Source organism: Belliella aquatica, from assembly GCF_014637795.1.
Lineage (GTDB): Bacteria > Bacteroidota > Bacteroidia > Cytophagales > Cyclobacteriaceae > Belliella > Belliella aquatica.
This window is the reverse complement of record NZ_BMFD01000001.1, coordinates 437652-449782: the sequence shown is the minus strand read 5'-3', so window position 1 is coordinate 449782 and position 12131 is coordinate 437652. Positions and strand designations below refer to the sequence as shown.

Genomic DNA, 12131 nt, shown 5'->3' with positions numbered 1-12131 from the left:
TCACCAATTATTCCTTGATAAAAATATTGTGTTCTTTTGTATTAGAATACCAAAATCAAAAACAAACATGACCAACAACGATATCCTCCGAAGCTTGCGCTATACTTTTGACTTCTCTGATGACGAAATGATTTCAATCTTTGGGTTAGGAACGCTAGAGATTGGAAGATCTGAAGTAAGCGATTGGCTGAAAAAAGATGATGATCCTGAAAGTAAGCCCATTTATGACAAAGACTTAGCAGCATTTTTAAATGGCTTGATAATTAAGAAAAGAGGTAAAAAAGATGGTGAGCAACCTTTGCCTGAAAAAAGCTTAAACAACAACACGGTTTTCAGAAAACTGAAAATTGCCATGAATATGAAAGATGAAGATATTCTGGACACTTTGGACTTGATCGGATTTAGGTTTGGCAAGCATGAGCTCAGCGCCCTTTTTAGAAAACCAGAACAAAGCCAATACAGACCTTGCAAGGATCAAGTTTTAAGGAATTTTTTGAGGGGTTTGCAGGAGAAATTTAGGCCAGTTTGAGGAAATTAATTTTCTAAGTTAAGTATAACAAACCCCAACTCATCATCCACATTAGTAAAGTACCAAAGCTTACCGTCTTTTGCAAAGTACTTCACGCTTTCTGAGTTGAACTCTGGAACTTCCCCTTCTGAGATCAGGTTAAAATCTTCATCAAAAACCGTCAGGAATATCTTATACTTTTTTGTTTGTGGCAAGAAAGCATTCTCAGCTTTGGTATCTGTAAAAACTCTTTGGGCAGATAAGCGCAGATATCTTTTGTTTAATTTGTCCCAAACCGGCGCACCAAATTTGACTTGCTCCAAGAAACCCTGATAAGTATTTTCTAAAATCTCTCTTGATACGATCCCATTCTTATCAATCTGCTTGACACTTTTAGGTGTCAAAGTTGGCTCGTAGCTGACTTTTTTCACAAACTCTCCTGCTGCATTGAAAATATAGATTTCATTGGTAAAACCATGGCTGACAAGTGCAAGACCGTTTTCAGCATTAAGATGAAGCTCTGGTTCTAAAAAGATATATATTCCAGAATCATCAAGTTCCAAAACATTGTTTTGATATGCTTTTTCAAGATCAATGTCAAATCGCTTTTTTGTAAGATTCTTGGTGGACAAAACATCGAGATAAATACTTCTTTCTAAACCATAAGCAATCCCAAAAACCTTCATAGAGTCGCTATATTCCAAAACCAACTCATTTTTGAGCGTTTGAAAACCATCACCATTTTTCACCTTAGACCATTGTGCATTTTTTAAGAGCCTTCCATTTTTATCGAAAACTCCAGATTTTTCATACCCTTTGATAAAAAATAATTCGTCATTCAACGAATAGATATAAAAAATAGAACTCGTGCCATTCGGACCTTCTTTTTCTAAAGGAATGCTTTGTACATATTCTAGCTGATCCAAGTTGATTTCATCAATTGAGTGATCAAAACTATTGAACAAGTAGATTGTACTTTCTTCTACGTTTAAATCCGAATTGGTAATATTCCTATTCAGATCCAGGTTTTTCCCTTTGGAGTCAATCAGAACTGTATCCAATTGATAGGAAAAGGTCTGCTTTAAATCATCAGTACCTTTTTGCCCGCAAGAGTAGAGGATAATTAAAAGTAGGAATAAGAGTAGTTTGATGTGGTTCATGGAGTTTTAAAGTTTGTGATTATTTCAAATAAACAATTCCTATTAACGGATTTTCCTCCTCAGTCGATAGGTTCGTGTAAGCAGACTTTTTAATATAATAAAACATATCATTGGATAAATCATAAGGTCTTAATACTATTGGATCACCTTCTGAATCAAGCAGCCCTTCCTTCATATTATATCCTTTTGATTCCTTTTTATCATATAAGAAAAACATTTTGTCACCTAAATTTGAATATTCACAAATGATGTATGACTTCGAATGGACAATATTATAAATCCAGGTTGATTTAATGCCTTTTTCATTCAGTATCAATTTGCCAAAATCTAGTTTTAAGTAAGGAATAGCTTCACTTTCTTTAATTTGATATAAGGTATCTCTCAGAAATTCCTCGTTGGTGAGGACTGATGCATAATAAAATAAATCATGATCGACTGATGAAAGATAATGATTGAATGGATAAGATGAAGCAGAGTTTGCATTGAGTTGAACGGCTCTCACTGACAGCGTATCGATGATTGATAGCTCTGAATTAAGTTCATATAAACTGGTATAGTTAACATAACCCAGCTCATTCGGCACTCCATATTTCTGCTCAACGGTGTATCTTTTTTCATTCGAAAAATAGAGGTAATCCCAAGTGTTTTTTAATAATTTTTCTCTTAGAAATTCATGAGTTTTTGAAAAAACCAAAACTTTCTTGGTACTTGTCAAATAGATTTCTTTGATTTTCTTATCTACTGTAATAGACTTGATATATTGATGCTCCCCAGGACCCTCACCCCGATTACCAAGTTCCTGAATGAAATTACCCTCCAAGTCGAATATCAATACTTTCTGACTGGAAACTTGAATGTATAGCCTATCATCATATTGAAATAAATCATATATGGAGTTGATATAAGATACTTCAGAAGTTTCTAAAGCAATTACATTGATTTCTCTGGATACATCAGATAAATGCAAATCAGTGACTTTTTTAAGCCCAACTTCAATAACCCTTAAATCTCCTGTATGACTTTGACTGCAGCCAATCAATAGCATTAACCAAACACATATTTGACATTTAAAGTATGGTTTCCCTATTCCCATCTATACTTATTGAAATTTAAATATTTTCTTCAAATCTTCGGTTTTATCTGGCTTTGGCGCATTCGGGTGAATAAAGTTGCCTTCTCGATCAAAAATCAGATAGCGAGGGATCGATTGTAATTGTATCCCTTTTAAAAAAACTGATTCTTCCTTATTTTTAATCAGAAAGCTCTGATTCTGAATATTGATATCATACTTTTGAATTGCATCTTTCCATAAATTTTTGTTTTCATCTATGGATAGATAAAGGACTTCTAAGTCATTGTATTTTTCATTTAAGGCAAGTGAAGCCGGAAATGACCTGATGCAGGGAATACACCAAGCAGCCCAAAAATCAATGTATAAATACTTTCCTCTTTTTTGAGCAAGCAAATCTTCAAATTCGAAAGTATTACCAGCTTCATCTTCCAATTGGATATCAGGTATCAATGATTTTGTTGACCGAGCATTTTCTTCCAAAATCGAAAACCATGAAGGCTTTACCTCATCTTTATATCGACCGATCAATTGCTCACTCTCTTCAAAAGAAAGTCTGAATATCTGCCTTTCCAAATACTTAAATAGCAAAAACTTTCCAAATTCACCCTTGAACGCATCATCCAAATCCACCTTTTCATCCGAAAAACTATCCAACCTGTCAAGCACCAAATCCGCAAATTCAATTTGATAAAGGTTGCTGTAATCAGGGATTTCTAAAATCACTTTAGATAAATCATCCAAAGAAAGTGAATCTTTTTTTGGATCGAACAAGGCGAGCTTATTTCGTTCAAATTCAGTTTTGTTCATAAAATAGTCTGCTGCTTTTTCCGGAATAGCTTCAAGATGAAGCAAAGAATCCAACCATGCTTTTTCCAATGAAAGTTTATCAAGTGCCTTCGATTTGGCAGCATTCAAATCTTCACTGAAGTCAACCATTGGATTTCCTTTACTCATATTCCAGATCAAATAGAAATCTTGATACCCTGTATATCGGGATTGAAATAGCGCTTTGTTTCTTAAGGATTCAAAATTAATTTCATGCGCTTTCGTCTTGCGGTTCACTACTTCAAACCAAGGCATTTTATCTTTTACCTTAATCAATACTGAATCTCCTTTTTGGAACAAATAAGAAAAATCGATAGACGAATTATCCCTGTAATTGATTTCTAAAGTTGGGTTTGCAGTTGGGAAATGAAAAGAGAAATTATCGCTTGATAAAAAGAGTGATTCTACAAATAGCTCATTTTCCACATATTTCAACCCTGCATTTTGATAGTGAAGATAGTCGAGTGTCAGACTGTCCTCGATCATAAAATATACAGCTTCGATTTCCAAATGATCGTTCCCCTCAATTTCCTTAGACCCACAAGACCAAAAAGCTATAAAAAACATCAGAAAAACAAAGCTCGGAATTCTTACCATAGTGTATAAGTTATCTATTTTTTGAATTTTCTTCGAATTGTTTTTCTAAGCTTTTGAAACGCTCAAGACTTTTTTTAATTGATGGATCAAGAGGATGCTTTTTGATCAATTTATACCTTTCCCAAAAATCTTTATCGTAGTCAAAACTCCTAGTTTCTATCCGAAGATCTCTATCCAATACATCGCGTGGACGAATCTTTTGTAGGTTTTCCGTTTGTACATCATCAAACCAAAAGGTATGTATATCGACCTGTTGACTTCCAATATCTCTATTGATAAAGCGCATCATTCTATATTCAACTTTCTCTGGATAATATACTCCCTCTATTTCCTTATACTTCAAATAATATTGAACATAGAAGGATTTATTCCAAGATTCATTAGGAGTCATTTGGAATTCCTCTATTGCATAATTTCTACTATTGATCTTGATAAAACTATCTCCTGTGGGAGGATCTGTATTACCAAAGGCAATATGGAATATAGTGTCCTGACCACGAATTTCTGTACCAACTAACCTTTGATAAACAGGAAATCTGCTTGAGCCCAGAAACCAAGATTTGTAATACTCCTCTGAAAAAACTGAAGAAGAGGAACGAGCTTTTCTGATAAAATTACTTTCGAAACCTTCATTAATCATAGATTTTGCCCTCATCCTTTCGACTTGTTTGGCAATATTTTCACCCATCCTCTGAAAAGATTGAATTAAAACAGAATCAATATCCCCCAACTCATCACTTTGTCTAAGCGCTTCAATTTTTATTTTCGAATCATCGATATCCCTTTTGTAATCATAGTCCTCAATCAAAACAGCTGCCTCCACCAATTTAGTGTATTCATTGTAATCTGTAGAAACCCTTCTGTAGAAAGCATTGAACTGATGTTTTTTTGTTGGGTAGTTATTGGGAATATTTTTGATCACCTTGGCAAAAAACTCCTCAAACAAAGATTCATCAGGTTGAACCACAATCTCTTGAAGGCTGAGATCAACTTGGTTTAGGGATATTTGATTGTTATTTTCTTTTAAACTCTCCAGCAGAAGTTGTTTCTTTTGATAGCCAAGAAGTGATATCACAAGGGTGTCCGTTTGAAATAATTTCGGATAAGAAAGCACAAACTCACCATTTAGATCCGACAAAACATTGAATTCAGAATGATTTTTGAGATAAATAAATGCATTTACCAGTGGTACTTCACTTTTTGAATCTTGAATTACTCCAGTAACTTGAACTTCTTTTACTCCTTGCGCATCTACTTCATTCCAGAAGAAAATAAAAACAAAAAGTAGGAAGGAGAGTAGTTTGATATGGTTCATGGAGTTACAAAGTTTAGTTTAAAAATGGAGTAATTGGAAAAGTCTTGCTCAACATTAGGACTTTCTTGATCTCTTAATAAAATGGAATCTTTTCCAAAGTTTAAAATTTCCGAATGTGGCTCTACACCTTTTGGAAATGGAATTTCAATCATTTCTTCACTATTGCTGTCAATAATCATAAATCGATAACAACTTGGATCTTGATAGGCTAAATAGTTTGGATTTTTTTCTGTTTCGATTTGAATATCTCCTTCTGATTTCCCGGAAAAGTAAAGCAACATCAGCTGACCATTTCCAAGCTTATTTAAGGAGACATTTCTAGCCTGATTGGTTTTTAAAAATGAAGAATGCTCCAAGTTAACTTTCTTAAGCAATTTGAAATCATCATTCAAATCATAGATTCCAAGCAGGTTACTGTTTCTGAATGTTAAATAAAGCAGGTTTTCCTTTTGATCAAGATGATAAATCTGAATAGGACTAAAATATTGTTGATCAAGTTCTGATGGACTGAAGAAATCCAAGTCTAAATTCATAGCCCATTTGATTTCCTCTGAATTGGTATCGTAATATTCTATAAGCTTCTGCTCATCCAAGTTATCTTTGAGATCAAACCTATGAACTCCTACATTTGAAAAAAAGCTACTAAAGAATCGAATTCCTGAATCTCCTTCTTTTGTAAAATAAGGAACCTTAGTACGAGGTCCAGAATATAGATTTACGGTGTAATAAGAAGAAAAAATAGTTCTATCAATAATTCTCCATGAATAATCATAGTGAATGAATTCTTGAGAACTCAACAAATAATATCCCAAATTATCCCGATCAAATGAAGCCGCTATTAGGTTAGTTTTATATTCATTTGGCCCTTCACCTACTCTTTTTACATGCTCTAAAACTTCCCCTTCTTTATTAAGCAAAAGAAACTCTTCCCTGATCGCATCATAACCTAAAAATGATTCTCTAGACTCCTGAAAATCTAGTATCCTGATTTTATTCTCACGACTCACTTTAAAAGAATCAATTTTCACCAAACTATAAACCCCATCACTTTGTGAAGTATCTGACTCCTTTTTACTACAAGAAAATAAGGTAGAAGCAGATAGGAGAAATGCAAGAAGCAATTTTCTGTTCATTTGGATAGGTGGTTTCGTTTTAGATGTGTTTTAGTGAATTATCTTTTGAAAATTTTTTCATTGATTATTTGGACACTTGATAAATGCCATACCTCACAAAATCCTCTTCCTCCTCGGGATTGATTAGTTTGATAAGGATGGAATTATTCGGCATAGCGATTTTGACTTGACCATAAGGGATTTGTAGATCCTTGCTGAGTTGCTTCTCTTCGTCAAAGATGATTATTCTATGATAATCTGGATCTTTGAAATGGTGATAAAATTGATCTTCAGTGATTTTTTTCTCAAAAGTCCCATATGGAATTTCTCTGACATAATTCAAGATAATAAGGCCTCCATCTAGCTTTATGATTTTCAAATTCAAAGAAGCTAAGGTATGAGGAGGGTAGCTAGGCAAGGTTTTGTCAGTTATGGGTAATTTTTTGAAACTCCCAAAATCTCCATGATTGATGTTGATTTTTGATATGGAGTTACCTGTGAGAAGATCAATTATAGTTATTTCATTATCAAGAGAGGCAGTTATATACAACTTATTTTTTTCTTTATCCTGTGTGAATACAGGTCTATATAAACTGTTGATGGAATTATCTAAATCTTTGGAAATTGGTCTGTTTTTTATCGGGGCAAGAAAATAATTGTGGTTTTCAGATAAGTCATGGAGTTCTAACAAATGTTGAGTTCCTAAGTCTTTTACACTGGTAAATCTAGCTGTATTTGAAGGGTAGGTTCCAAAGACAAGTTCATTCTTGAACTTATCCTTGTAAAAGAATATTGGGGATTCAGCTATCCTATATGTAAAAAATGCATTGATATTGACATATTTAACAGCACTTTTGAAATTCAAGTTTTTATCGAAAGTAAGCAATTGGTTGGGAGTTATTACCCAAATGTCTTTTTTATCAGAATATCCGAGGGAATTCATTGCTGAATTAAATTGACCTGGACCCTGTCCCATCAAATTTTTTTTCTGGAGGATTCTTCCTTTCTCATCAAGAACCATTACAACAAAACCTTTGCTTTCATTTTCATACCCCAAATACCGCTTATTCACTGGATCATAATCAACAATCTCCACTGAATTCAGCGAGTTGATTTTAAATTCATTGGTTTTCTTAAGTTGATATTGAGCTAAACTAAAATGACTGATAAACAAGATGACCACAGTCAAAAAGTATGTTTTTAAATAGTTCATTTCTGTTGATTTTGAAAAACATAACAAACTAAAAAATTAACATTTAAAAACAAAGGCTTAGGAATAGAAGTTTAGGAATGGCTGAATTTACTCATAGCAAACCCTTTTCCAAAGTATTAGAACTTTGGAAAAAATATACCTTGCAAAGACCAATACAAAAAAAAGCGAGACTATTCAGTCTCGCTTTTTACATTAAGTTCTATTTCTTCTCCTGAATCGTCCAGGAATCTGTACTCCGTCACTGGAAGTGATGAATCTTTGATCAATTTTACCCACTTGAAGTATTTGAAAAACCATCTTACCCTTTGTGATATAATACCATTCGTAAAGAAGGCATGTAGGTAAGGATGTAATCCAATGTGGATATTAGAAATATTTTGGATAGTAGCCATATGCTCTAGGTCTTTCTCCAGTTTATCTGCCACCAATATGGAAGCCTGGATCTTGCCTGTTCCGTTACAAGAAGGGCAAGTTTCTTTTGTGATGATATTAACTTCGGGCCTTACACGCTGTCTAGTGATCTGCATCAACCCAAACTTGGTCAAAGGAAGCACCGTGTTTTTCGACCTGTCGTCTTTCATCTCATCTTTCATTGCATCATAGATCGCCTTCTTATTGTCGGCTTTTTTCATATCTATAAAGTCAATGACGATGATACCTCCCATATCTCGGAGGCGTAATTGTCTAGCAATTTCTTTCGCAGCGGCCAGGTTGGTCTTCAATGCCGTAGTTTCCTGATCGCTTTCTTGATTGGATTTATTTCCACTGTTCACGTCGATGACGTGCAAGGCTTCTGTATGTTCTATAATGACATATCCGCCTTGTGGAAGACTTATTGTTTGACCAAACAAGCTTTTGATTTGCTTTTCTATTCCAAAACTTTCAAAGAGCTTAGCTTTACCATTGTGAAGCTTTACTATTCTTTCCTTTTCAGGAGCGATAGATCTGATATAAGATCGGATCTGATCGTAGATCAATTCATCCTCTACTGTGATTGCATCGAATGATTCGTTGAGTAGGTCTCTAATGATAGAGGAGGCCATACTCATTTCTCCGATTACCTTGTCTTTTGGTTTTGCTTTTGGAAGCTTTTTCATACCATCTTCCCAAGTGCTTACCAAGTTTCTGAGATCTTTGTCAAGCTCTGTGACCGACTGACCTTCAGCTACTGTTCTGATAATCACGCCAAAATTGGCTGGTTTGATGGAAGTGATCAAGCGTACGAGCCTTCTTCTTTCTTCTGCACTCCGAATCTTTTTAGAAACGTTGACAGTGTTGGAAAAAGGAACCAATACCAAATATCGACCGGCAATGGAGAGCTCACAGGATAGTCGAGGGCCTTTCGTTGAGATAGGCTCTTTTACAACCTGAACCAAAATTTGGTTGTTTTTAGGAAGAACATTGGAAATCTTTCCAAGTTTTTCTATGTCAGGCTCTAGGTCAAACCCTTTTAAATTGTAGCTGGTGTAATTACCATTCTTGGCTAGTTTCGAAAACTTATTTAAGCTATTGATCTGTGGCCCCAGATCCTGATAATGCAGGAAGGCATCTTTTTCATAACCTACGTCAATGAAGGCTGCATTCAGCCCATTGACGATTTTTCGAACAGTTCCCAGATAGATATCACCAACTTTAAACTGATTGTCTTCTCCATCTGAATGGAGCTCAACCAAGCTTTTGTCTTTTAAAAGAGCGATACGACTACCGCTTTGAGCAGAATCGATTACTAATTCTGTGCTCAAATCGTGTCTCTGTTTATGTGAATGAACGTTTACTGTAAAAACTCAAAAAGAAGAAGTAATTAATTACTTCTTCTTATGTCTGTTTTTTCTAAGTCTCTTCTTACGCTTGTGCGTAGCGATCTTATGTCTCTTTCTTTTTTTACCGCAAGGCATAGTTTTAAAGATTTAAGGTGAACAATTATTTATAGCCTTTCTAGATAGCTTTCAACACTTGACAAAACCATAGGGTCTGTTGTCATGCCTTTCACTTGCTCGAACTGCTTTTTTGCTTTATTAGTTTGCTTGGATTCAAAATAACTTACGGCAAGATAAAATTGCCCTTGAAGGTTATTTGGATGGAATTTAATCAATTCTTCAAACCTCTCAGATGCTCTATTATACTGCCCAGATTGAATAGAAAGTACACCCATATTAAATAGCGCATCTTCATTTGTAGGCTCTTCTACCAATATTTCCCTTAGCATGGTTATCCCCTGCATTGGATTGGAAGAAGACACATACGTCATCGCAACCTTAGTTTTTAAATCCAAACGTTTTGGATCGTTTTCCAAAACATTATTTAAGTATGTTCTTGTCTTTTCAGCCAAGTAGCTTACTTTTTGCTCATCCAAAGCGAATGTGTACGCTTCAAAGTAGGCAATTCCTGTTTTTTCGATTCTTTCCATCGTCGGAGCTCTCTCAACGGCCTGTTCGTAATAGAATCCAGCACTGTCAAATTTGCTCGCTTGGAAATATAGCGAAGCTAAAGAATCTGCGAAGTTAGCAAAATTTTCCTTATTTTCTTCAGATTTCAACTTTGTCCTCAACACCTCTATTTTTGATAGCAGAGATTCATCCACAGGGGATGAATGCATACTTTCAGGAATGATAGGGCTAGATTCTTCAGTTTCGGAAATTTGAGTTCCTCCCTCTTCATTATCTACCACTACACGAGGAAGTGAAAATAGAATCGCTACAGCGACAATTCCTATAATTAAGACTATGATTTGGGATTTTTTCATAAGAGAAAAATAGTCCTCAGGACTATTCCTGAGGAGCTAATTCTATAATTTTTTTGCTACTTTTGATTTTCTCAATAAACACTTTGGAAGGCTTGAAAGCCGGTACATAATGCTCATCGATTACAATCGCAGTATTCTTAGAGATATTTCGGGCGATTTTTTTAGCTCTCTTCTTGTTAATGAAGCTGCCAAATCCTCTCACATAAATGTTGTCTCCCTCTGCCATGGAATCTTTTACAACTTTGAAAAACGCCTCAATGGTCTGAGTTACATCGTCCTTCTGGATTCCAGTTTTGTCCGAAATCTTGGTAATTACTTCTGCTTTAGTCACTGTTGTATTAATTTAAATTATTATCGAATAAGCTTAACGACCTATTAACCAACTAATTTTGGGACTGCAAATTTACAAGAAGCATTTCAATATAAAAACAAATTGCCCAAAATTAGCTTCATTTGTTTAACGAAAGATGAGTAACAAAAATTTCAACGTTTTGAATAACAAGCATTTTGCCTCTATTTTATTAGACTGGTACGAACAAAACAAGAGGGATTTACCTTGGAGAAACACCACAGAACCATATATCATTTGGTTGTCAGAAGTTATCCTTCAGCAAACCCGCGTCGCTCAAGGGCTTCCTTATTTTGAAAAATTTCTCGAAAATTTCCCCAAAGTTGAAGATCTAGCGCATGCTCCCTCTGAAGAGGTGATGAGACTCTGGCAAGGATTGGGATATTATAGCCGCGCAAGAAACCTCCATCAATGTGCAAAAGATATTGTGGCAACTCACAATGGTAAGTTTCCTGACCGTTATAATTCGCTAATCAAACTCAAAGGTGTCGGCAGCTACACCGCTGCTGCGATTGCCTCTTTTTCATTTAATGAGCCCGTGGCCGTGGTTGATGGAAATGTCTTCCGTGTGTTAGCAAGATATTTCGGTGTCAGTACCGATATAGCAAGCAGCTCAGGGAAAAAGGAGTTTGAGAAAATTGCTAACGAATGTATTCCCAAAGACAACCCCGCCACTTTCAATCAAGCCATCATGGAGTTTGGTTCTTTGCAGTGTACACCCAAAAACCCAAATTGTGACGTGTGTCCCTTGAGCAATTCCTGCTTTGCTTTCAAAAATGAACTGACTACCCAACTCCCGGTGAAAATTAATAAAGTGAAAGTCAAGCAACGCTATTTCACTTATTTTTATATCGTATGTGGTGATCAGGTAGTAGTCAATCTTCGTGGCGCAGGTGATATCTGGCAAGGACTTTATGATTTTCCCGTATTCGAAAGTGCGCAAAAGCCTCTTGCAGAATTGAATGGAGCTTCATTATTCCAAAGTTTGACACAATTTGACCCAGAAATACATTTTGATTCGGCAACTATCTTCAAACATATCCTGACACATCAAAGAATTTTTGCCAACTTTGCCACCTTGATTATTCAACCCAAACATCGGGAAAAGCTTCAAAAATGGGTTAAAGAGTCAAATTATAACCTTATACAACAAGAAAAACTTGAATCCCTAGGGAAACCAAGGTTAATATTGAAGTTTTTGGACGATGAAAAATAATGCTTAAATTTAGGAGTAAAC

General features: G+C 35.2%; 11 protein-coding genes. 2 read left to right on the top strand and 9 right to left on the bottom strand.

Translation table 11 applies throughout. The features are described from left to right. The first annotated feature begins 67 nt into the window (after positions 1-67). Entirely contained in the window at positions 68-529 is a 462-nt protein-coding gene (locus tag IEV57_RS01850; protein WP_188439030.1) for a YehS family protein, read from the top strand. A gap of 5 nt (positions 530-534) precedes the next feature. Here IEV57_RS01850 and IEV57_RS01845 read toward each other — a convergent pair whose 3' ends face one another. From IEV57_RS01845 to IEV57_RS01805, 9 genes are all read right to left on the bottom strand, one after another. After that, complete coding sequence (locus IEV57_RS01845; protein ID WP_188439028.1) at positions 535-1668, bottom strand: DUF4221 family protein; 1134 nt, start codon at positions 1666-1668, stop codon at positions 535-537. A 19-nt stretch (positions 1669-1687) separates the two neighbouring features. Next, complete coding sequence (locus IEV57_RS01840; RefSeq protein ID WP_188439026.1) at positions 1688-2713, bottom strand: DUF4934 domain-containing protein; 1026 nt, start codon at positions 2711-2713, stop codon at positions 1688-1690. Positions 2714-2767: 54 nt separating this feature from the next. After that, complete coding sequence (locus IEV57_RS01835) at positions 2768-4162, bottom strand: TlpA family protein disulfide reductase (RefSeq protein ID WP_188439024.1); 1395 nt, start codon at positions 4160-4162, stop codon at positions 2768-2770. A gap of 10 nt (positions 4163-4172) precedes the next feature. Then, a complete protein-coding gene (locus tag IEV57_RS01830; RefSeq protein WP_188439022.1) occupies positions 4173-5477 on the bottom strand; it encodes a carboxypeptidase-like regulatory domain-containing protein in 1305 nt (434 codons plus the stop codon). Further along, positions 5474-6610, bottom strand: coding sequence for a hypothetical protein (locus tag IEV57_RS01825; RefSeq protein ID WP_188439020.1), 1137 nt, complete (start codon positions 6608-6610; stop codon positions 5474-5476). Before IEV57_RS01825 ends, IEV57_RS01830 begins: the two co-directional genes overlap by 4 nt. Before the next feature lie 64 nt (positions 6611-6674). Beyond that, on the bottom strand, positions 6675-7802 hold the full coding sequence (locus IEV57_RS01820) for a hypothetical protein (RefSeq protein ID WP_188439018.1): 1128 nt from the start codon (positions 7800-7802) through the stop codon (positions 6675-6677). Positions 7803-7972: 170 nt separating this feature from the next. Next, the gene (locus IEV57_RS01815; RefSeq protein WP_188439016.1) at positions 7973-9544 is read right to left on the bottom strand and encodes an Rne/Rng family ribonuclease; all 1572 of its coding nucleotides are present in this window, start codon (positions 9542-9544) and stop codon (positions 7973-7975) included. Positions 9545-9726: 182 nt separating this feature from the next. Next, a complete protein-coding gene (locus IEV57_RS01810; RefSeq protein ID WP_188439014.1) occupies positions 9727-10545 on the bottom strand; it encodes a tetratricopeptide repeat protein in 819 nt (272 codons plus the stop codon). 22 nt (positions 10546-10567) lie between these two features. Then, a complete protein-coding gene (locus tag IEV57_RS01805; RefSeq protein ID WP_188439012.1) occupies positions 10568-10876 on the bottom strand; it encodes an HU family DNA-binding protein in 309 nt (102 codons plus the stop codon). Positions 10877-11012: 136 nt separating this feature from the next. Here IEV57_RS01805 and mutY point away from each other — a divergent pair, with 136 nt between their 5' ends. Further along, positions 11013-12110, top strand: coding sequence for an A/G-specific adenine glycosylase (gene mutY / locus IEV57_RS01800; RefSeq protein ID WP_229744204.1), 1098 nt, complete (start codon positions 11013-11015; stop codon positions 12108-12110). Positions 12111-12131: the final 21 nt, after the last annotated feature.

What these genes read in the sequence shown, in the direction of transcription:
- IEV57_RS01810 (WP_188439014.1), bottom strand. Translation starts at nt 10,545, where the DNA reads ATGAAAAAATCCCAAATCATAGTCTTAATTATAGGAATTGTCGCTGTA.
- mutY (WP_229744204.1), top strand. Translation starts at nt 11,013, where the DNA reads ATGAGTAACAAAAATTTCAACGTTTTGAATAACAAGCATTTTGCCTCT.
- IEV57_RS01835 (WP_188439024.1), bottom strand. Translation starts at nt 4,162, where the DNA reads ATGGTAAGAATTCCGAGCTTTGTTTTTCTGATGTTTTTTATAGCTTTT.
- IEV57_RS01830 (WP_188439022.1), bottom strand. Translation starts at nt 5,477, where the DNA reads ATGAACCATATCAAACTACTCTCCTTCCTACTTTTTGTTTTTATTTTC.
- IEV57_RS01845 (WP_188439028.1), bottom strand. Translation starts at nt 1,668, where the DNA reads ATGAACCACATCAAACTACTCTTATTCCTACTTTTAATTATCCTCTAC.
- IEV57_RS01825 (WP_188439020.1), bottom strand. Translation starts at nt 6,610, where the DNA reads ATGAACAGAAAATTGCTTCTTGCATTTCTCCTATCTGCTTCTACCTTA.
- IEV57_RS01820 (WP_188439018.1), bottom strand. Translation starts at nt 7,802, where the DNA reads ATGAACTATTTAAAAACATACTTTTTGACTGTGGTCATCTTGTTTATC.
- IEV57_RS01850 (WP_188439030.1), top strand. Translation starts at nt 68, where the DNA reads ATGACCAACAACGATATCCTCCGAAGCTTGCGCTATACTTTTGACTTC.
- IEV57_RS01840 (WP_188439026.1), bottom strand. Translation starts at nt 2,713, where the DNA reads ATGCTATTGATTGGCTGCAGTCAAAGTCATACAGGAGATTTAAGGGTT.